This window comes from Billgrantia desiderata (genome assembly GCF_900108215.1).
In the GTDB taxonomy this organism is placed as follows: domain Bacteria; phylum Pseudomonadota; class Gammaproteobacteria; order Pseudomonadales; family Halomonadaceae; genus Halomonas; species Halomonas desiderata.
Genome location: NZ_FNVC01000004.1, coordinates 94130 through 113341 on the forward strand (window position 1 = coordinate 94130; position 19212 = coordinate 113341).

General features: G+C 64.2%; 20 protein-coding genes. 13 read left to right on the forward strand and 7 right to left on the reverse strand.

Features of this window, described 5'->3' with window-relative positions:
* The first annotated feature begins 169 nt into the window (after positions 1–169).
* On the forward strand, positions 170–1453 hold the full coding sequence (locus tag C4S71_RS05720; RefSeq protein WP_160113360.1) for an acyltransferase family protein: 1284 nt from the start codon (positions 170–172) through the stop codon (positions 1451–1453).
* Here C4S71_RS05720 and C4S71_RS05725 read toward each other — a convergent pair.
* Together C4S71_RS05725 and C4S71_RS05730 are read right to left on the reverse strand one after the other, a co-directional pair.
* On the reverse strand, positions 1340–2218 hold the full coding sequence (locus tag C4S71_RS05725; protein WP_103968497.1) for an alpha/beta fold hydrolase: 879 nt from the start codon (positions 2216–2218) through the stop codon (positions 1340–1342). The genes C4S71_RS05720 and C4S71_RS05725 overlap by 114 nt on opposite strands.
* Positions 2215–3792, reverse strand: a complete 1578-nt coding sequence (locus C4S71_RS05730) for an alpha/beta fold hydrolase (RefSeq protein ID WP_235014212.1) — start codon at positions 3790–3792, stop codon at positions 2215–2217. Before C4S71_RS05730 ends, C4S71_RS05725 begins: the two co-directional genes overlap by 4 nt.
* 229 nt (positions 3793–4021) lie before the next feature.
* Here C4S71_RS05730 and C4S71_RS05735 point away from each other — a divergent pair, with 229 nt between their 5' ends.
* Complete coding sequence (locus C4S71_RS05735) at positions 4022–4444, forward strand: CBS domain-containing protein (protein ID WP_086508188.1); 423 nt, start codon at positions 4022–4024, stop codon at positions 4442–4444.
* A gap of 118 nt (positions 4445–4562) precedes the next feature.
* Here C4S71_RS05735 and C4S71_RS05740 read toward each other — a convergent pair whose 3' ends face one another.
* Complete coding sequence (locus C4S71_RS05740; RefSeq protein ID WP_103968499.1) at positions 4563–5513, reverse strand: diacylglycerol/lipid kinase family protein; 951 nt, start codon at positions 5511–5513, stop codon at positions 4563–4565.
* 402 nt (positions 5514–5915) lie between these two features.
* Here C4S71_RS05740 and C4S71_RS05745 point away from each other — a divergent pair, with 402 nt between their 5' ends.
* Complete coding sequence (locus C4S71_RS05745; protein ID WP_086508190.1) at positions 5916–7112, forward strand: alcohol dehydrogenase catalytic domain-containing protein; 1197 nt, start codon at positions 5916–5918, stop codon at positions 7110–7112.
* Entirely contained in the window at positions 7109–8152 is a 1044-nt protein-coding gene (locus C4S71_RS05750) for a proline racemase family protein (RefSeq protein ID WP_103968500.1), read from the forward strand. The genes C4S71_RS05745 and C4S71_RS05750 overlap by 4 nt, the downstream gene beginning before the upstream one ends.
* Positions 8153–8169: 17 nt before the next feature.
* Here C4S71_RS05750 and C4S71_RS05755 read toward each other — a convergent pair whose 3' ends face one another.
* The 3 genes from C4S71_RS05755 to C4S71_RS05765 are packed head-to-tail and all read right to left on the reverse strand — an operon-like array spanning position 8170 to position 10571.
* Positions 8170–9174 (reverse strand): ion transporter, encoded by a 1005-nt coding sequence (locus C4S71_RS05755; RefSeq protein ID WP_103968501.1) that lies wholly within the window; start codon positions 9172–9174, stop codon positions 8170–8172.
* Between the two features lie 50 nt (positions 9175–9224).
* Entirely contained in the window at positions 9225–9638 is a 414-nt protein-coding gene (gene arfB, locus C4S71_RS05760; RefSeq protein ID WP_086508193.1) for an alternative ribosome rescue aminoacyl-tRNA hydrolase ArfB, read from the reverse strand.
* Positions 9639–9677: 39 nt separating this feature from the next.
* Positions 9678–10571 (reverse strand): LysR family transcriptional regulator, encoded by an 894-nt coding sequence (locus C4S71_RS05765; RefSeq protein WP_103968502.1) that lies wholly within the window; start codon positions 10569–10571, stop codon positions 9678–9680.
* 158 nt (positions 10572–10729) lie between these two features.
* Here C4S71_RS05765 and blaOXA point away from each other — a divergent pair, with 158 nt between their 5' ends.
* A complete protein-coding gene (gene blaOXA, locus C4S71_RS05770; protein WP_103968592.1) occupies positions 10730–11518 on the forward strand; it encodes a class D beta-lactamase in 789 nt (262 codons plus the stop codon).
* A gap of 48 nt (positions 11519–11566) precedes the next feature.
* On the opposite strand, the gene C4S71_RS05775 is transcribed toward blaOXA, so the two are convergent.
* The gene (locus C4S71_RS05775; protein WP_103968503.1) at positions 11567–12334 is read right to left on the reverse strand and encodes a DUF1499 domain-containing protein; all 768 of its coding nucleotides are present in this window, start codon (positions 12332–12334) and stop codon (positions 11567–11569) included.
* Positions 12335–12527: 193 nt separating this feature from the next.
* Here C4S71_RS05775 and C4S71_RS05780 point away from each other — a divergent pair, with 193 nt between their 5' ends.
* From C4S71_RS05780 to C4S71_RS05815, 8 genes are all read left to right on the forward strand, one after another.
* Positions 12528–14111: a BCCT family transporter gene (locus tag C4S71_RS05780; RefSeq protein ID WP_103968504.1), complete on the forward strand. Its 1584-nt coding sequence runs from the start codon at positions 12528–12530 to the stop codon at positions 14109–14111.
* 96 nt (positions 14112–14207) lie between these two features.
* On the forward strand, positions 14208–14531 hold the full coding sequence (locus C4S71_RS05785) for a thioredoxin family protein (protein WP_086508197.1): 324 nt from the start codon (positions 14208–14210) through the stop codon (positions 14529–14531).
* A gap of 72 nt (positions 14532–14603) precedes the next feature.
* Positions 14604–15083, forward strand: a complete 480-nt coding sequence (locus C4S71_RS05790; protein ID WP_103968505.1) for a DUF3618 domain-containing protein — start codon at positions 14604–14606, stop codon at positions 15081–15083.
* Complete coding sequence (locus C4S71_RS05795; RefSeq protein WP_103968506.1) at positions 15080–15472, forward strand: copper resistance CopC family protein; 393 nt, start codon at positions 15080–15082, stop codon at positions 15470–15472. Before C4S71_RS05790 ends, C4S71_RS05795 begins: the two co-directional genes overlap by 4 nt.
* 148 nt (positions 15473–15620) lie before the next feature.
* Positions 15621–16472 carry a PRC-barrel domain-containing protein gene (locus C4S71_RS05800; protein WP_103968507.1) on the forward strand — a complete coding sequence of 284 codons (852 nt, stop codon included), beginning with the start codon at positions 15621–15623 and terminating at the stop codon, positions 16470–16472.
* 202 nt (positions 16473–16674) lie between these two features.
* On the forward strand, positions 16675–17307 hold the full coding sequence (locus C4S71_RS05805) for a PRC-barrel domain-containing protein (protein ID WP_160113361.1): 633 nt from the start codon (positions 16675–16677) through the stop codon (positions 17305–17307).
* Positions 17308–17446: 139 nt separating this feature from the next.
* Positions 17447–18742 (forward strand): M20/M25/M40 family metallo-hydrolase, encoded by a 1296-nt coding sequence (locus tag C4S71_RS05810; RefSeq protein WP_103968508.1) that lies wholly within the window; start codon positions 17447–17449, stop codon positions 18740–18742.
* A gap of 69 nt (positions 18743–18811) precedes the next feature.
* On the forward strand, positions 18812–19210 hold the full coding sequence (locus C4S71_RS05815; RefSeq protein ID WP_160113362.1) for a copper resistance CopC family protein: 399 nt from the start codon (positions 18812–18814) through the stop codon (positions 19208–19210).
* Positions 19211–19212: the final 2 nt, after the last annotated feature.

Below are 19212 nucleotides of genomic sequence, written 5' to 3' on the forward strand. Positions count from 1 at the left end.
TCCTTGCATTGTCGAACCTGTCCTTAATGCCGATGCCATGCTTCCACAACGTAGCAACGATCACGGCCGACTTCGAATACGAATCGATCGGTGTGGTCTGATGCAAGGCCTTGCGCTAGGCTTTCGCCGAAAGCGCGCGTTTCGCCAACCGTTCAGGGAAGGAGGGGGCATGAGTGACGCACGCGATCCATATCCCGATGCATTGCGTGCCGTTGCGCTATTGATCGTGGTGCTCGGGCACTGGGTTGCCACACTGCCACGAATCGAGAATGGCATGCTGGTGGAGACCGGCCACATCCTCGATGCCTGGCCACCCGCAGGCTATTTCACCTGGATCGTGCAGGTCGTACCGCTGTTCATCTTCGTTTCCGCGGCGGTGAGCTCGGAAGGCGTGTGGGAGCGCTACCGCGCCGGTGACCCGCACTCGCACTGGTGGGCGACTCGGGCGCTGGGACTGGCTCGCCCCACCGTGACCTACCTGGCCGTGCTGTCCGTATTTGTGGGCATCTCCTTCTTCACCCGTGATGGCGTGCTGGGGCCGCTCAATCATTCATTGACCGTGCACCTGTGGTTCCTGCTGATTCTATTGGGCGTTCAACTGGTGCTGCCGCTTTCCGTCTGGGCCGACCGCCGCTTCGGTTTGTGGTCGGCGGCGGCGCTGATCGCAGCCATCGCCGTAGTGGACCTGCTGCGCTCGCGCCCCGCCGCCCTCGAGGAGTGGCTGATACTGGGGCGGTTGGTGACCGCGGAGCACGACTATTTCGCCTGGATCAACACGCTGTTCTTCTGGCTGTTGCCCCAGCAGCTCGGTATCGCCTGGTGGAATGGCCGTTTCAGCGGTCGGCGTACCGGCGCTGCGCTGATGCTGTTCGGGCTGGCCTGGCTGCTGGCCGCCGTCGCCCTTGGCTACCCGCCTTCGATGGTCAATGGCGATGCGGGAGGCGATACCAACCTGCTGCCGCCGACCCTGGCGCTGCTTGGCGTGATGTGGTTCCAAGTAGGGCTGGTAGTGCTCTTCGAGGCGCCGGTACGGCGCTTTCTGCAGCGTCAGCACCTGGGGCGCTGGATGGCGATGATCGGCGCGTTCGGGCTGCAGCTCTACCTGTGGCACAAGCTGGCCGAGCTGCCGGCCGCCTGGCTGGGACAGCGCCTGGGTTGGCCCATCGACGCCGGCATGCCGGGCGAGCCGGGGTTCTGGATCGGCCGCCTGGAGTGGATCGGGCTGTGTGCGCTGATGGTGGTGCCGGTGATGATCGTGGTGTTGCTCTTCGAGCGCTACCGCAAGCAGCATGTCGCACCCGCGACCGGGACGTACCGCATTGTCTCGGGGGGCACGGTGCTACTGCTTGGGCTGGGTGTCAGCCTTGGCTTGGGTGCTCTCCCCGGAGCGCTCATCGGCCTCCCCCTGGTGGCGCTTGCCGCCTGGCTGCTGCGTTCGCCCCGTCAGACCTGACTCGGAGAGCCATTGGCGTATGGCTTCGACGACCCACTCAGGATCGTCGATCGGCAGATCGTGACCGCCGTTGGGGTGGCACTGCAGTGGCCAGCCCCAGCGCTCGGCAATGCGCCGTGAGCAGTGCCACGACACCATCCGATCGGCTTTCGAGGTCAGCACCAGGGTCGGCAAGCCGGGCAGTTCCTGTGGTACGGGAAACCCTCTCGCGGCGGCCAACAGTTGACGCACCAGGTTGGCCTTGCCTACCGGCGCTTCGCGTTGCCAGCGGGCGTAGCGTTTCGCCACGCCGTGCAGGTCGCTCTGCAGCCGGGTGGTCATGCGCAGAATCTCGAGCTCGCGTCGTTCATGACTGAGCGGCAGCAGCAGGGCCATCAGCAGGCGTGGGTATTGCCGTGGGCGCAAGCGCTGGTAGAAAGGGGCAGTGCCGCGCAGGCTCGAGTTGATCAGCACCAGACACGCCACCTCATCGGGAAAACGCTGCGCCCAGCGCAGCGCCACCATGCCGCCCAGCGAGATCGCCAGTACCCGGTGCGGGCCGCGGCTGCCCGCAGCGTTCAACTCACGGCGCAGCGCGTCGACCATGCCGTCGATGTGGGTCGGGCTGGCCTCGCGCCAGAGCACCCCGTTGCCGGGAAGATCCACCGCCCTGGCCGGCTGTTGCAGCACCTGGGCCAGCCGCTCGGGAAAGCCTTCCCAGTGGCGTGCCTCGCGTACCAGACCGCGCAGCAGGATCCAGCCGGGGCCGGGCGCTGGCTCGTTCATGGGCGATTCGCTCCAGTCTTGTCGGCGGGCTCGATCACCCACGGTTCGCGTTCGACTTCGTTGCGGCAGCTGGCGTCGACGGGGTGGTAAGGATCGTCGAGAAATGCCTGGATCATCGTGGAGCGGCACTCGTTGACCGGATTGTGGCCCAAGGCCTGCATTTCGACGTACTGCAGGTTGGGCATGGTGAGCTGCAGGTGCTGGCTCCAGCGTGTGCCGCAGCATGGATCCATCTGACCATGGATCGACAGCGCCGGCGTGTCGCTTATGGGCGGATCGTTGTGTTCGGCTGGCACGTCGCCGTCCTCACCCCACCAGGCGCAGAGCCAGGGCGGCTCGAAGCCCAGCACCGCGGGCTCGCGCTGTACGGCAGCGATGGAGTCATCCTGGCTGGGTCGGTTGCTGCCCATGTCGCTGCATACATGCGCGAGGAAGTAGCCCAGGGCATAAGCGGGAGCCTCTGGCTCAGGGTCGTAGTCCTCGATGCGGAAGAACTCCGCAAGCCGTGAATAATCCCCGGCTTCGACGTCGGCTACCAGGCTGGGCAGCTCGGCATAGTCGGAGGCCAGCGTCAGATAGAGAGTATCGACGAGGGCGGCGCCATCGAAGTACAGCGCTTTCTCACCGTCTTCGCCATGCCCGACATGCGCCACGAAGGGGCGTCTATCCAGAGTACGCCGAGCCCGGTCGAAGGCCTGCATCCAGTTCGGCAACATGTCCCGGCATGCCTCATCTTCCGCAGAGCACAGTGCGAGTACGTCGGTAAAGGTCTGCTTGGCGGTGTAGAGCTCATCGACTGGCGGGCGGTTACGCAGATGATTGAACCAGGGCCAGCCGAAGACGGCGGCGCGAATGCTCTCAGGATGGTACTGGATGAACGAGGCTAGTGTGCCGCTGCCGGTGGAAGAGCCGAAGGCATCGATGCGCTCGTAGCCGAGCAACTGGCGAATTTCGTCTACATCGCGCGATACGGCGTGAGCGTTGTACTGGCTGACGTCGATACCCTCGTCGACCAGCTTGCGGTAGCACGCTTGCACCTCCGCCGTGATGAGGTGCAAACGCTCCATCGGCTCCAGCGAAGCGGTGATGGCTGGCGTGTGGATGATGTTGTGATAGGGCGAGACCGCCGCGTAATCGGGGCACTCCAGGGCTGGCTCGGCGTGAGTGAAGCCGCGATGATCCATGGTTACCAGGGTGCGCTCACCGATGTCCTCGAGCAGTTGCTCCAGATAGTCCCGGTTGTCGAGTGAAGAGTAGCCTGGCCCACCGGGAAAAAAGAAGACCGGTGGCGCTTCGTCAACTGGGGTTTCCGGCTCGATGACGGCCACCGGCATGGAAACCCGATTGCCGTTGGGTTCTTGCCAATTCTCGGGCGCATGAAAGGTGTGGCAGGTCGCACCCAGCGACTCTAGGGCTTCGGTGGGGCATTGCGTGTTTTCCAGACGGGGGAGGCCGTCTTCTTCCACCTGGTCTTGAGCGTGCACCTGGTCTTGAGCGTGGCTCGGTGAAGAGAGAAGTACAATCAGCGGGACGGCCCCAAGCCAGTGCCAGGCGCAAGATTCCCTTCTTTTCATGGCGCTCTCCTTGTTGTTCGCGGGTAGCCGGCGGGCCGGGCTTCGCTAGTCAAGCTAGCAGCCGAAGCGAGGCCGTCAACGCGGATAAGGTGGGTAACTCAAGGCAATAAACAAAGACAGAAATCGTTTTGATGCGTGTGTGGCGCGTAACTACCTTGCAAGAGTAAGGATGACACGCAGGAAGCTGTACGGCCCCGGCCGTACGCCGTTTTTAAGAAGGAGGTGGAACATGCAAGTACGTGAAGTCATGACCAAGCGTCCCGATTATTGCAGTGCCGATGCATCCATTCGTGAAGTTGCCGAGCGCATGCGCAAGGACAACTCCGGGTTCGAGCCGCTGGTGGAGAACGACCGGATCGTGGGCACCGTGACCGATCGCGATCTCACGATTCGCGCCCTGGCCGAAGGCAAGAGCCCGGACGAGAAGGCAAGCAGTGTCGCCACCACCAATGTGCTTTATGCCTTCGAAGATCAGGACGTGAAGGACGTGCTGCGCAACATGCGCGAGCAGCAGGTGCAGCGTCTGGTGGTGCTCAACAACCAGAGCGACAAGAGTCTCGTTGGTGTGGTCACGATCGGCGACATCGCCGACCGCTGCGATGATGACGAAATGGCTCGCGAGATCGCCAATTGCAGCAAGCACTATCACTGAAACTGACTCTGCTCGATATCGCTGAAATTCATGCTCATTATCATTGGGGCGCTGCGCCGAGGTCGGGCCGGCGCCCCAATCGCCTTCGATGGGGCATGGCGATCTACTTCGAGCTGCGTCAGAACGACTTGGGGTTCGGGCGTGCCATGGGTGAGGCATCGTTGGGCGTGTAGTGCACGGCGGGAGCAGCTTCCGGTCGGCCCGAGACCAGGCGGTTGCCCATTACCTTGAGCACACCGTGTCGCGTAAAGGCCGAGATGTTGGCCATGCGACCCAGGCTTTCGCCATCGGCCGTGACCGTGTGGTCGTGGCGCAGCTGAATATGGCACTGGGGCGATTGGAAATGTACCACGGTTTCGTTGGAGCGGGGCGCTTGTCTCAGCAGCCGCGTGGCAAGGAAAGCCAGCAGCACGCGCAGCCATGAATGGTGCCGCACCGCCACCACGTTCAGCATGCCGTCGTCGATACTGGCCTCGGGGATCTCATGCCCGCCGCCGAAATAGGCGCCCGAGGCAATGGCAATGGTCAGCCATGGGCCCTCGACGGTGCGGTCGTCGCACTCGATGCGGCCATGGATGCCGCGTTGCATGCCGAGCCGCTGCGCCAGCGTCAGCAGGTAGCTGAACCGGCCCAGGTGGCGCTTCTGCTCCTGGGAAGCCTTGCGGGCGGGCAGCGTGCCAAGGCCGATGTGAGCGACATTGAGGAAGGCCGTGCCGTTGAGCCAGGCGACATCGACCGCCACGCTCTGCTGCGAGGCCATCAGCCTGCACAGCTCCAGCGGGTCGTCAGGCAAGCCCAGGTTGCGGGCGAAGTCGTTGGCCGTGCCGGAGGGCAGTACGCCGAGAATGGCGCTTCGCTCGATGCAAACCGGTACGACTCGGTTTACCGAGCCATCGCCACCGGCCACCAATACGCGGTCGCCGGGTGCCACCTCCTGCTCCCACTCGGTTTCGCTGAGCCCGCGAACGCGCAGCTCCTCAATACCCGCCGCCTTAAGATAGCCCCGCCAGTACGACTCGCCGTGGCTGCCATCGCCGGCTGCCTTGTTGACGATCAGCCAGTAGTTCATCGGTGTCTCCTTCACCTTGGATCATTCCTTGAACATAAGGATAAGAACTAGGATAGCGAGCTATTGTTCCGCTCGCCTTAGCATAGGTGGAGACGCTTGGGATCGTTATCCAGGTGAAGAAAGAACACCCACTCGGTACCGCTCAAAACAGAAAAAATTCCACGGGTTCAGCGGTATGCAGTGCGGGGCAGGGCATGATTCAATCTGCCCATATCGACACGCCGAACAGGCTGCCCCCACCTCATTCGTTTCCCCTACTCGATGACATGCGGTCGGCGCATTGCGCGTTGGCTGTTCGGCATGTCATTGCCTTGATTCGGGAAAACCGAAGGAGAGGCGAGGAGACGCCCGGGTGTCGAGACCGCATGCTCACATCACGCTGACAGGAGGACCCTCGTGCCCATGGAAAACCTCGCGACTATCCCAGCCACCATGCATGCCATGGTCCTGACCGGCCACGGCGACATCGACAAGCTGGAGTATCGAAGCGATGTTGCCACGCCGCGCCCCGGGCCGGGGGAGGTGCTGGTACAGGTCACCGCCACGGCCAAGAACAACACCGACCGCAAGGCCCGTGAAGGGCTCTACCCGACCAAGGACAAGGGCGAGGTGACCTCCTTCGCCATGGGCGGCGAGCCGACCCTGACCTTCCCGCGCATCCAGGGTGCCGACGTGGCCGGTCGCGTGGTGGCGGTGGGCGAGGGTGTCGCTGCCTCGCGCATCGGCGAGCGCGGCCTGCTCGACTTCAACCTCTACCCCGACGCGCGGCGCGACATCAACCTGACGCCGGACTACTACGGCCACGGCGCCGATGGCGGCTACGCCGAGTACATCGCCGTACCGTCGGACCAGTTCCATCACGTGCCCAACCCGGAGCTCGCTGACGCCGAGCTGGCGGCGATGGGCATGTGCTCCTATCAGACCGGCTACCACATGATGACCTCGGCCAGGGTCGCGGCGGGGGAGCGGGTGCTGGTCAGCGGAGCCAGCGGCGGCGTGGGCGCCGCGCTGATCCAGATGTGCCGCATCGTCGGGGCGATTCCCTATGCGGTGAGCCAGCCCGACAAGGCCGAAGCGCTGCTGGCGCTGGGCGCCGAGGCGGTGATCGACCGCGGCGATCTCTCCACCTTCGTCGAGCGCGTGCTCAAGGCCACCGGTGGGGCGCCCATCGATGCGGTGATGGACCTGGTCGGCGGCGAGATGACCGATCTGTTCATCGACACCATGATCGGCGACATGAAGGCGCGCACCACCTACCCGCGGCTCTCCATCGCCGGGGCCAGCGGCGGCAACCTCAGCGAGATCATGTGGACCCGCATCTATCTCTACCAGGTGCAGATCTTCGGCGTTTCCCACGGCACCCGCGAGGAGGCCGAGCAGCTCATCGAGTGGATTCGTTCCGGCCAGCTCAAGCCGGTGCTGCACGCTGCGTTCAAGCTCTCCGAGCTGCACGAGGCCGAGCGCTACTTCGTCAACCGCGGCAGCAACTACCTGGGCAAGATCGTCGTCGTGCCCGATTCCCAATGGGCCGAGCACGGAGCTCCCTTCGCGCTCGAGGGCAATCTTTTCAAGGGCACCGTTTTCAAGGACGACGCATGAGCCACGAACTGACCCTGCAACTGCTCGACACCCATGCCGGCGGCGACGTCAGCCGGATCGTGATCGGCGGCATCGACCCGCTGCCCGGCGACACCGTGCGCCAGCAGATGGAGTACCTGGAGAACGACGCCGACGGCCTGCGCAAGCTGCTACTGGGCGAGCCCTACGGCATTCCCGAGATGTCGGTGGATCTGATCGTGCCCGCCTGCGACCCCCGGGCGCAGATGGGCTACATCATCATGGAGGTGATGGGCTACCCCATCTATTCCGGTTCCAACACCATCTGTACCGCCACGGCGCTGCTCGAAACCGGGCTGATCCCCAAGCGCGAAGGTATCCAGCACTTCACGCTGGAATCCCCCGCCGGGCTGGTGAAGATCGAAGCGCGGGTCGAGAACGGCGTAGTGGAGGCGATCACCTGTGGCGGTCTGCCGAGCTACATCGACACCCATCGGGCCACCATCCACGTGCCCGAGGTGGGCGACGTGACCTACAGCATCGCCTACAGCGGCGGCTTCTACGCCCTGGTGGATGCGGCCGAGCTCGGCTTCTCGCTCAAGCGCGAGGAGGAGCGGGCGCTGGCCGAGTGCGCTCATCGCATCGTCGAGGCGATCCAGGCGCGCAGCGGCTTCTCACACTACACCCTGGGCGACGTCGGCCCGCTGCCGTTCCTGCACTTCATGGGGCCGGTGGAGCAGATCGCCGACGACTTCTACCGCTCACGCTCGACGACCTACGTGCACCCCGGCGTGATCTGTCGTAGCACCACCGGTACCGGCACCTCGGCGCGACTGGCGCTGATGCACTACGAGGGCACCATCAAGCCCGGCGACCGGCTGGAAACCGTTTCGCTGCGCGAAACCGGTTTCATCGGTCAGTTCATCGAAGCGCGTGAGGCCGGCGGCAAGCACCAGGTGGTGGAGAACACCATCACCGGCAAGAGCTACGTGTTGGCGCGCTCGGAGATCGTGGTCAACTGCGAAGACCCGATGGTGGATTGTGGCGGGGTGCATCATATCCTCAGCGCACGTCACCCCTGAACGCGACTGTGGCGCCGTCAGTCGTAGCGGCGGCGCCACTGCTTGACGGCGATCTGCTCCTTGACCAGTTCGAGCATGTCGACGAGCACCTGTTCGGTCACCCGGTCGGTGTGCTCGTCGACCTGCAGCCAGGTATCGAAGCTGCTGTCGGCGAGGCGTTCCACCAGGGCCGTGAACTCCGGCGAGCGCAATCCCGCCATGGCTTCGTCCACCAGGCGGCAGGCCAGATCGCGCAGGCTCGACTCCATGCTGCGGGCGAGCGTATCGCCCATCGGCAGGCGGCGCAGGCGGCGGATCTCCTGACTTTCCGCCACGGTGCGGCCTACCAGCGAACTGACGTAATGCATGGTCTCCTGGCGGTTGCGCGCGTAGGCATTGCCGGCCATCTCCTCCAGTCGCCGCGACAGCTCGTGAATGAGCTGATGCTTGCGCGGCATCACCACCCGGTCGACGACCCGCGTGGAGAGCGAATCGCTGGAACGGATCTGCTCCTGCATGTTGCCCAGCAGGCGGATCGCCACGCGGTCCGAGAGCTCCTCGAAGAAGATCTCGTAGTACTTGGCATAGACGGCATAGAGCCGCCAGCCGCGCACGTCGATCAGCCCCAGCCGGTGCAGCCGGGTGAGCAGCGAGATCACGCGCAGGATGCGTAGCAGGCGGAAGCCGCCCACCGGGATGCAACCGAGCACGTCGTACCAGTGCACGAAGGGATAGAAGAACCAGCGATGGTAGCGGCGCTCGGCGATGGCCACCGCCCAGCCGAGCAGCACGTCGAGCACGAAGATGGCCACGAACACCAGATCGATCTCGACGAAATTCTCATGGATATGCCGGTCATAGGCGCCATGCAGCCCGGGGGCCACGGTGGCAAAGGCCTCGTTGAGCGGGCCGAGCAGAAACAGCGCGTCGAACAGCAGCAGTGCCAGGTTGGCCACCACCAGCACGATGATCAGCAGGTCCCAGACCAGGTGCAGGCGCTCCAGCGGCGGGCTCAACGGGCGCGAGGCTCTTCTCGACGGCATGGTGGCTCCTTGCACGGCGTTTAGGCTAAAGCCTAGCAGCCATTCCCCTCCTACAACTTTATCTTGCCGCGCAGCGCCTTGGTCTGCCCCTTCTTCGTCTTCTTGTCCATGCGCTTCTGCTTCGAGGCGCGGCTCGGCTTGGTCGGTTTGCGCGCCTTGCGCGTCTTCACCGCTTCCTGGATCAGCGCCTTGAGCCGCTCCAGGGCGTCTTCGCGGTTCTGCTCGTAGGTGCGAAAACTCTGTGCCTTGATCACCACCACGCCCTCCTTGGTGATACGGCTGTCGGAGAGCGACAGCAGGCGCTCCTTGTAGAAGGGCGGCAGGCTCGAAGCGGGGATGTCGAAGCGCAGGTGCACCGCGGAGGCCACCTTGTTGACGTTCTGGCCGCCTGCGCCCTGGGCGCGTATCTGGCTGAGCTCGATCTCGTGATCGGCCAGCTCCACGCTATTGGAGAGTCGCAGCATGTCGGCCTCCTGGCATTGGGTGCGATATCGGGTGGCAGCCTAGGCCTTGCTGCCGTAGGCCAAGCGTACCTCTTCGAACAGCCAGTTGGCGAAAGTCGCCATGGCCGCGCTGAGCTTGCGTGACTTGAGGCGCGTCAGCCAATAGCTGCCCAGTGCGGCGTGAATGTCGAAGGGCTGCACGACCTGGCCGCTGCCCAGCAGGCGGGCAAACATGCGCGGTGGCGCGAGGGCCACCCCGGCCCCCTGAACCGCGGCTTCCATCATGGCCAGCGAAGAGTCGAAAGTGATGCCGCAGGGGCGTGCGGGTGGGCGGGAGATGCCCGCGGCGGCGAACCAGTGGCTCCATTCGCTCTCGCGATAGGAGCGCAGCAGGGTGTGACGGAACAGGTCCGACGGTGCCCTGAGCGTTTCCGCCAGGCGCGGCGCGCACAGGGGAGAGAGCGGCGCATCGAAGAGCCGCTGAGCCTCGAGCCCATGCCAGGCCCCATCGCCGAAGCGAATGGCATAGTCCAGCCCTTCGCTGGCCATGTCCACCCTGTTGTTGTGGGTCGAAATCCGAACTTCGATCAGCGGGTGACGGGCCTGAAAGTGCGCCAGGCGTGGCAGCAGCCAGCCCACTGCAAAGGTGCCTACCGCGCCGACATGGAGAATGTCGCGCACCCTGCCGCCCTCGAGCCGTTCCAGCATGTTCGCCATGCGGTCGAAGGACTCCCGCATCACCGGCAGCAGCGCCTCGCCCTCGGCGGTGATCATCAACCCCCGGGGCAGGCGCTTGAACAGTGCCACGCCCAGGCGTTCTTCCAGCAGCTTGACCTGATGGCTCACGGCCGCTTGGGTCACGTTCAGTTCGTCGGCGGCGTGGGTGAGGCTCAGATGGCGCGCTGCTGCCTCGAAGGCACGCAGGGCGTTGAGCGGCAGATAAGGTCTCGTCATATGCCCAAGCTCAGTTTATGGCTCGTGCAAGATATCATGGTTTGTGTCGCCCTCCAGCCGGCCGCTACTCTGCGCTGCGACGCGTCGTCTTTACCAACAGAACCCTACGACAAGCGGATGGAACCATGAGTATCAAGAAGAAAGCCCTCAAAACATTCATGGCGGGCACGCTGGCCCTGGCGCTGGCACCGGCCAACGCACTGGCCGATGCCTGGCAGGAACGCAGCGACTGGAGCGAGATTTTCCGTGCCAACGAAGCCAGCGGCACCCTATTGGTGGTCGACAAGCGCAACGGTAACGCCGCCACGCTGGTACACGACGGCGAGCGGGCCAGGGAACGCTTCGTGCCGGCTTCCACGTTCAAGATTCCCCATACCCTGTTCGCTCTGGATGCCGGCGTGGCGGAGGATGAGTTCCAGGTCTTTGCCTGGGATGGCGTCGAGCGCAGCATTCCCCCGTGGAATGCCGATCAGGACCTGCGCTCTGGCATGCGCAGCTCGGTAGTGTGGCTCTACCAGCAGTTCGCCCGCGAGCTGGGCGAGGAGAGGGAGCGCCGCTATCTGGAAGCGATCGACTACGGCAACGCCGAGATCGGTGACGACCTCGAGAACTTCTGGCTCGACGAAGGCATGCTGGAGATCTCGGCCGAGGAGCAGATCGAATTCCTCGAGCGTCTCTATCGTAATGAGCTGCCGTTCGACGAGGCCGACCAGCGCCTGGTCAAGGATCTGATGATCACTGCTGCCGGCAGCGACTGGATAGTGCGTGGCAAGACCGGCTGGAGCGGTCAGCTCGGCTGGTGGGTGGGCTGGGTGGAGCGCCCCAACGGTCCGGTGTTCTTCGCTCTCAACATGGAAACCCCCAACCGCATGGCCGACCTGCCCAAACGTCAGGGTATCGTCGACGAGGCGTTGCGTACCATCGAGGCACTGCCGCCGGCGAACTGACCATCGCCCCCAGGGGCCGCCCGCGCTCGTCGTGGGCGGCTTCCAGGCTCAATCGAGGCGTCGCTCGACGGCCTCGAAGTAGGCGCGGATGCGAGCCGCATTGGCGCCTACATCGCCGCGCCCCATACGCGAGGCCGAGCGAACGTCGAGGCGTATGCCGTCGTCGTCTTCGCTGAGGCGGATGACGATGTCGTCCTTGAAGCCGAACCAGGTGGTGGTATCGGTGGCCTCGATGCGGGTCAGGGAGTTGTGGGCCAATTGCCAGCCCATGTCCAGTGCCGCGGCTTCGGCGACGTCGCGGGCCAGATTGAGCGGCACGTCGAGGATCATCGGCTGGATGTCGGGGTAGGCCTCGCGCTGCTGGCGGGCCACCGATTCGCCCGGGTACTCCACGGCATTGGGCGCTGCCTCGCGGGCGGCTGCCAAGGTTTCGAAGGCGGGCGGGTTCTCGGTATCGGTGGTGATGTCGTGTATCGGCGGGGCCGTCTGGGCACGCTGCCAGTGCAGCCAGGGAACGGCGAGCATGGCGGCGGTGGCGACCACCACCACTCCGCCGATCAATGCTGGCTGCAGGCGCCGGCAGAAGGTCGCGGCGATCAGAGCCAGCAGCCCCAGGGCCGCGGCTGCGGCGGATAGATAGACGCCACGGCGCAGCATGTCGAAGGCGCTGCCCAGGGGCAGCAGCTCCAGGCGATAGGCCGGCCCGGCGCCGGCCAGCAGCAGTGCCGCCAGCAGCAGCACCAGCAGGCTGAACCAGGCAAGGCGGGGCAACCATCGGCCACCACGTGGGCGGCGCCGTGAGTTCGGGGTGGACATGACGATGCTCGACTAGCCAGGAATCGATACCTTCAGCATATCCCCTCGGGCCGGGAGTTGCCGTAAGTCGGTTTGCATTTCGCCACCTCCATGCCGCTCACGACTGCTATCGTTTGCATAAGGTTCATGCCAAAACAGCGCATGGAAGCCACGTATTGGCGCGTGCAAGCGCGCCTCGCAGGAGGCAAGGGATATGCCGACTCGCTCCGATTCCGATCGCTACGGAAGTTCCAAGCGGCACAACCTGCTCGGCGTGCCCGTACATCGCGCCGTCTTTCTCTCCTCTGCCACGCTCATCCTGGCTCTGGTGGCCTTCGGGGTCGCCATGCCCGAACGTCTCGAGGCCGGCGCCGAGGCGGTGCAGGACGCCATCTCCCACAATCTCGGCTGGTTCTACCTGTTAGCGATGAACGCCTTCCTGATCCTGGCGCTCTATCTCATTTTCAGCCGCTACGGCAGCGTCAGGCTCGGCGGCGAGAACGAACGGCCGGAGTTTTCCAACTGGGGCTGGTTCTCGATGCTGTTCGCCGCCGGTACCGGTGTGGGCCTGCTGTTCTACGGCGTGGCCGAGCCGGTCTCCTTCTTCGCCGACCCACCCTTCGGCGAGGCCGAAACCGAGCAGGCGGCAAGCGATGCGCTGGTCCACAGCTACTTCCACTGGGGACTGCACGGCTGGTCGATGTACGGCCTGGTGGGGCTTGCGCTGTGCTACTTCTGCTACAACCGCGGCCTGCCGTTGACCATTCGCTCGGCGTTCATGCCGCTGCTGGGCAAGAAGCGGGTGGAGGGGCCCATCGGCAACGGGATCGATGCCATGGCCGCCACCGGTACGCTGATCGGCGTAGCCGTATCGCTGGGCCTGGGCGTGCGCCAGATCAATACCGGCCTGGAGCACGCCTATGGCATACCCGACAACATCGGCGTGCAGATCGCGTTGATCGCCGGCATCACCACGGTGGCGCTGATATCGGTACTCTCCGGCCTGGCCAAGGGCATACAGCAGCTGTCCAAGCTGGCGCTGCTCATCGGCGCCGCCCTGGTGCTCTATGTGCTGCTGTTCGGCCCCACCCAGTTCATCTTCAACTCGATGCTGCAAAGCTTTGGCAATTACATCAACGAGATTCCCAGCCGCGGTACCTTCACCGAGGCCTTCAATCCGCCGGATGCCGAAAGCTGGCAGAGCGAGTGGACCCTGTTCTACTTCGCCTGGTGGATCTCCTGGTCGCCCTTCGTCGGTCTGTTCATCGCCCGTGTCTCGCGTGGCCGCACGCTGCGTCAGTACCTGCTCGGCGTACTGCTGGTTCCCACGCTCACCTCGGTTCTGTGGCTCACGGTAATGGGCGGTTCGGCGCTCTATCGTGAGCTGTTCGAGGCGGCCGGGCTGGTCGACATCGTCGAGGACGAGCCCGAGCTGGCGTTCTTCCTGTTCCTCGACCACTTCCAGATGCCCGAATGGATCGTGACCACCAGCATGACCCTGATGATCGTCACGGTGGCGATCTTCTTCATCACCTCGTCGGATTCCGGTTCGTTGATCATCGACATCATCACCTCCGGCGGCGACCCTCATCCGCCCAGAACCACGCGGATGTTCTGGGCCATCATGGAGGGCGTGGTGGCGGTCATCCTGCTCACTGCCGGCGGGCTGGAGGCGCTGCAGGCGGTGGCGACCATCTCGGGGCTGCCTTTCGTGGTGATCCTGCTGCTGATGTGTACCGGGCTCTACCTGGGGCTGCGACGCAACGAGAACGGCAAGGACGGCCAGGCATCGAGCTAGCCATTGGGCATTGAGCGCAGCGTGCTTCCCTCTCTAGGCTGGTATCAGGCAGGCGTGGAGGGGGAAATACCGGTCCGATGAGGAGTCAAGAAGCCCATGCAGTTCGAATACAGCTCCAATGCGCCGAGTCCCGAGCAGGTGCAGGCACTCGAAGGGCTCACCGTGATCGAGTTCGGCACGCCTTGGTGCGGCTATTGCCAAGTGATCCAGCCAGGGCTTCAGCGGGCCTTGGCCAGGCATGACGACGTGCGACATCTAAAGATCGAAGATGGCCCTGGCCGCCGCCTCGGCCGGTTCTTCCGCGTCAAGCTGTGGCCGACACTGGTGTTCTTGCAGGATGGCGAGGAGGTGGCCCGGCTGGTGCGGCCTGCCGGCGGCGAGGCTATCGAAACCGTGCTGGCCCAAACCTGCGCAACTTGACGACTGCGTGCTTCGGAGCCAGCTTGAAGAGCAAGGGAAGTCAGCGCAACGGTGACGCCAAGGAGGCATGCCATGAGCCGTTATCATCGACACCGGGCCGACGAGCTGGAAGAGGAGATTCGTCGCTCCCGTGCTCATCTCGACAACACCCTGCACGAGCTGGAGAGCCGTCTCTCACCGCCTCGCATCAAGCGAAGCGTCAAGCGTCACCTGCCCCGCAGCAATGGAGCCGGTGCGGGCTTGCTGCGCAACCTGGAGCGCTCGATACGCGAGAACCCTCTGCCGGCGCTGGTCACTGGCGTCGGCCTCGGTTGGCTGGTCGTCTCTCAACTTCGCTCCGGTTCACGCCGGCAGCGCCGGGCCGATTCGTCGGCGGTAGCCGGTGCGAGGATCCCGGCGCGCCAGGAAGCGCCGCAGCGCATGGTGGCCACGCATCTGGGTACCCAGCAGGGGCGCAGCGCCCTCTCTACGCATCGGCCCGACGTGGTCGGCGTGGCCACCCATCTCGGCACCGGCCAGGGCTGGAGCGGCTATGTGTACCCGCAGACATGAGAGGTTTGGCCTATCGCGTCGGAAGCACCAGGGGCATCGGGCATCTTTGCCGTTTCATCGCTCTTGCCATCCTGCTCGGCGGAGCGCCACCGCTCTGGGCTCAGGCCGAGATGGTGGAGTCGTTCCCCGAAGATGGCACAAGGCTCGAACAGGCGCCCGAGGAGCTGACGATACGGCTCGACGAGCCGCTGCGCCTGACGCTGTTTGCGGTATCCGGGCCCGAGGGCATGGTCGAACTCGGTGACACGACCCAGGATACCCTGGCCGAGCGTCATCGTGCCGTGCCGGCGGGTCGCATGGTGCCGGGCGAGTATCGCATCGTCTGGCGCGGCACCGCAGCGAGCGGCACGACCTCGGCTGGCGGGTATCGGTTCGAACTCATGGAGTGAGCCGGGCGGGCCAATCGGCTCGCCGAGAGAATTGCCCGAAGCGTACGCAAGTTGCCGAATCCCAACGTTTCGTTGCGCTGCGTTTCTGGAGCCAGATGGACTGGCTGCATATCTTGACGGTGCGGGGCCATACCAAGGAGGACGTACGATGAAAAGGACATTACTGGCAATTGCCATCGGTGCCATTTCCGCCGGACTGGCCGGCGGTACCCTGGCGCAGGACAACGACATCGAGCTCGATGAAAACGGCAACGTGGGCGAGGAGCAGGCCGCCGAGCCCCGAAATGCACAGGACGAGAACGCTCAGAACGACAACGATGCCGAGACGGACGTCACGGTGGACGAGGAAGAGTTGCCTGACGAAGGTGACGACGCCGAGGACTACGAGGAGCTGTACGACGACGCGCCTGCAGACGCTGAGGCAGCGGATGACGACCAGGAAGCCAACGGCGACGATACCGTCACGGACCAGGAAGGCGACCTGGAACTGGACGTGACCGACGACGAGACCCAGGCCGATCCCGGTGACCAGGCCACTACCGCCGAGCCCGACATGGCGCAGGATGCCCCGGCGGCCGAAGACGGGGACGCGGCGCAGGCCGGTCAGGCCGCTCAGCAGGATCCGGAAGCGGGCTTCGAAGAGATGGGGCCGGGCGACGTCGAGCTGGACCCGTCCATCGCCTCGCTGCAGGCGGGTGAGGTAGAAGGCATGACCGTGGTCAACATGGAGGGCGAGACCCTGGGGCAGGTCGAAAACGTGCTGCGTCACGACGATGCCGGCGACCTTCACGCCGTGCTCTCGGTGGGCGGCTTCTGGATTTTCGGCGGCTCCGACGTTGCCCTGCCGCTGGCCGACATGCGGCTCGAAGGCGAGCAACTGGTGCTGCAGGACATCATCGGTCAGGACGAGCTCGACGATCTTGCCACCGACTACGACGAGGAGCGCTACAGCGAGGTGGATGGAGACATCACTCTGGCTGAGGCCATGGAGCAGCGCTAGTACAGCTGCTGCAACTTGGAAGAAAAAAGGCAAGGCCATCAAGGTCTTGCCTTTCTTTTAACAGAGTATCCGGCAGCCAGGCCAAGCGAAACGAAGCGGCTACGCGCAGTTACCAAATTTTTCTGAAGATTTCTGTGGGTTGGATGGCGTAGCGGCTATGTTCAGGAGGTGGTTACCTGTGTCGACTCTAGGAGGGAGTGTTATGAAAAGGACATTGTTGGCAATTGCTATCGGTGCCATTTCAGCAGGCTTGGCCGGCGGCGCCTTGGCTCAGGACAACGCCGAGGACGAGAACGGCTTGAACGGTGACGCCGCGGTGGGTGAAGAGCAGACCACCATGGATACCCAAAACGATGACGATCTGACGGACGCGCCGGATGACATGGACGAGCCGGACATGGATGAGCCGGACATGGATGAGCCGGACATGGATGAGCCGGACGAGATGGACACCGGCGAAGAAGGCATGGCGGATGGGGACGACCCAATGGCCGCCGGCCAGTTGGACGATGCTCTGCGCGACATGCAGGTCAGCGAGATCGAAGGCATGACCGTGGTGAACCAGCAGGACGAAGAGATCGGCGACGTTCAGAGCGTGGTTCGCGACAACGATACCGGCGATCTGCACGTGGTCATCACCGTTGGCGGCCTGTGGGGCATGGGCGGTAGCGACATCACCCTGCCGCTGGCGGAAATGGAGCTGCAAGACGATCAGCTCGTCACCCGTCAACCCTACGACGAGGACGAACTCGAGGAGTCCGCTCAGGAGTATGACGAGGAGCGCTACAGCGAAGTGGACGGCGACATGACCCTGGGCGACGCCTGGGGACAGTGAGCCGGCCGGCCAGCGTTCCAACGGGAACCGCCTGGCGTTACGACTCGGAGAAGGCAAGGCTTGGCAGCCTTGCCTTTTTATTTGTGCTGCTTTTGGCAGACTACGCTGAAGAGACCCTTCAACCGAGAATGGAAGCGAGATGAGCGATACCGAAAAGCCCTGGGCCGAGCCGATGCCGGAAACGCAGTTCGACCTGATGCGGCGCATCCTGGATGCACCAAGCCCCGTGGGTCTGGAAGCCGCCATGACCTACGGCGTGCTCGAGCCTTACTTCGAGAGTTTCGCCCCCAAGAGCTGGCACCTGCACCAGTTCAAGGGCCATGCCGCGGTGGTGTGGGACACCCACCCGGGCCGCGACGAGCTGTTCAAGGTGATGATCGTCGGTCATGCCGACAAGATCCGCATGCAGGTGCGCAGCATCGGCGACGACGGCAAGGTCTGGATCAACACCGACTCCTTCCTGCCCAACGTGCTGATCGGCCACGAGGTCAAGCTGTTCAGCGAGGATCCCGAAGCACCGGGCCGCTACCGTATCATCCAGGGGGGAACGGTAGAGGCGCTGGGTGCCATCCACTTCTCCGACCCGGCCCAGCGCGAAGGGCGCAAAGGCATCAAGAAGGAGCAGATCTATCTCGATCTGCAGATTCACGGTGAGAACAAGAAGCAGCAGGTGCTCAACCTCGGCGTGCGACCCGGCGACTCGATCATCTTCGACCGCCCCATTCGTCATGGCTTCAGCCCCGATACCTTCTACGGCGCCTACCTGGACAATGGCCTGGGCTGCTTCGTCACCGCCGAGGTGGCGCGCCTGATCGCCGAGGCCGGCGGTACGGAAAAGGTGCGTGTGCTGTTCGCCATCGCCAGCTACGAGGAGATCGGTCGCTTCGGCAGCCGGGTATTGGCCGGTCAACTGGAGCCCGACGTGATCATCGGGGTCGACGTCAATCACGACTACGTGGCTGCCCCCGGTATCGGCGACCGGCGCATGCAGCCGCTGGAGATGGGCAAGGGCTTCACCATGTCGGTGGGGGCTATCGCCAGCGAGCAGCTCAATCGCATCATCGAGACCACCGCCCGGGAGCATGGCATACCCATGCAGCGCGACATCGTCGGCGCCGATACCGGCACCGACGGCATGGCCGGCGTGCTGGCCGCCATCGACTGTGCCGCTACCTCCATCGGCTTCCCCATTCGTAACATGCACACCATCTCCGAGACCGGCAATACCCAGGACGTGCTGGCCGCCATCCACGTGCTGACCCGCACGCTGCAAGCACTGGATGCATTGCCGGACCCGCATCGCGAATTCCTCGACAACCACCCGCGGCTCGATCAAGCTCAGCCACTGACGCACCAGGGTTCGGCGAAACCGGAAGAGCACCAGGCTGCGCCCGCCAGGAAGGCAACGAGTCATCAGCAGAAGCATCCTTCCTGAAGCAGCCGTCGAGGTTAAGGAAGCCGCCAGTCCAGCTCAAAGGCATTCATGATCGCAAAGGAGAAATGCATGAAGCGTGTCGCGACCCTTTCCCCGCTGTCCCAGACACGGCGTGGTGCCAAGCAATTGGCGCTCGCCGCCGGGTGTGCCCTGATGCTGGCCAGCCCGCTGCTATGGGCGCATGCGCATGTCACCGAGACCGAGCCCGAGGCCGGAGCGATCCTGGAGCAGGCACCGGAGCGGCTGGAGCTTCGCTTCGACTCGCCCATCCGCATCACCCAGTTCGACGTCATGGGGCCTGAAGGGGCGGTGGAGCTCAGCGAAGACCCGCTCGGTCCGTTGGCGGAGACCCATGGAGCCGTTCCCGCCGATACCCTGGCGCCCGGCGAGTACGAGGTCGTATGGCGCGGCATCGCCGAGGATGGCCATACCATGTCGGGTGGCTATCGCTTCGCGATTCAGGAGTAAGC

Excerpts from the sequence above, each read along its gene's own strand:
- arfB (WP_086508193.1), bottom strand. The coding sequence starts at position 9,638 with ATGCTGCGACTCTCCAATAGCGTGGAGCTGGCCGATCACGAGATCGAG.
- C4S71_RS05790 (WP_103968505.1), top strand. The coding sequence starts at position 14,604 with ATGAGCCGTTATCATCGACACCGGGCCGACGAGCTGGAAGAGGAGATT.
- C4S71_RS05720 (WP_160113360.1), top strand. The coding sequence starts at position 170 with ATGAGTGACGCACGCGATCCATATCCCGATGCATTGCGTGCCGTTGCG.
- C4S71_RS05800 (WP_103968507.1), top strand. The coding sequence starts at position 15,621 with ATGAAAAGGACATTACTGGCAATTGCCATCGGTGCCATTTCCGCCGGA.
- C4S71_RS05755 (WP_103968501.1), bottom strand. The coding sequence starts at position 9,174 with ATGCCGTCGAGAAGAGCCTCGCGCCCGTTGAGCCCGCCGCTGGAGCGC.
- C4S71_RS05815 (WP_160113362.1), top strand. The coding sequence starts at position 18,812 with ATGAAGCGTGTCGCGACCCTTTCCCCGCTGTCCCAGACACGGCGTGGT.
- C4S71_RS05740 (WP_103968499.1), bottom strand. The coding sequence starts at position 5,513 with ATGAACTACTGGCTGATCGTCAACAAGGCAGCCGGCGATGGCAGCCAC.
- C4S71_RS05735 (WP_086508188.1), top strand. The coding sequence starts at position 4,022 with ATGCAAGTACGTGAAGTCATGACCAAGCGTCCCGATTATTGCAGTGCC.
- blaOXA (WP_103968592.1), top strand. The coding sequence starts at position 10,730 with ATGGCGGGCACGCTGGCCCTGGCGCTGGCACCGGCCAACGCACTGGCC.
- C4S71_RS05725 (WP_103968497.1), bottom strand. The coding sequence starts at position 2,218 with ATGAACGAGCCAGCGCCCGGCCCCGGCTGGATCCTGCTGCGCGGTCTG.
- C4S71_RS05750 (WP_103968500.1), top strand. The coding sequence starts at position 7,109 with ATGAGCCACGAACTGACCCTGCAACTGCTCGACACCCATGCCGGCGGC.
- C4S71_RS05765 (WP_103968502.1), bottom strand. The coding sequence starts at position 10,571 with ATGACGAGACCTTATCTGCCGCTCAACGCCCTGCGTGCCTTCGAGGCA.
- C4S71_RS05745 (WP_086508190.1), top strand. The coding sequence starts at position 5,916 with ATGGAAAACCTCGCGACTATCCCAGCCACCATGCATGCCATGGTCCTG.
- C4S71_RS05785 (WP_086508197.1), top strand. The coding sequence starts at position 14,208 with ATGCAGTTCGAATACAGCTCCAATGCGCCGAGTCCCGAGCAGGTGCAG.
- C4S71_RS05795 (WP_103968506.1), top strand. The coding sequence starts at position 15,080 with ATGAGAGGTTTGGCCTATCGCGTCGGAAGCACCAGGGGCATCGGGCAT.
- C4S71_RS05805 (WP_160113361.1), top strand. The coding sequence starts at position 16,675 with ATGAAAAGGACATTGTTGGCAATTGCTATCGGTGCCATTTCAGCAGGC.
- C4S71_RS05810 (WP_103968508.1), top strand. The coding sequence starts at position 17,447 with ATGAGCGATACCGAAAAGCCCTGGGCCGAGCCGATGCCGGAAACGCAG.
- C4S71_RS05775 (WP_103968503.1), bottom strand. The coding sequence starts at position 12,334 with ATGTCCACCCCGAACTCACGGCGCCGCCCACGTGGTGGCCGATGGTTG.
- C4S71_RS05780 (WP_103968504.1), top strand. The coding sequence starts at position 12,528 with ATGCCGACTCGCTCCGATTCCGATCGCTACGGAAGTTCCAAGCGGCAC.
- C4S71_RS05730 (WP_235014212.1), bottom strand. The coding sequence starts at position 3,792 with ATGAAAAGAAGGGAATCTTGCGCCTGGCACTGGCTTGGGGCCGTCCCG.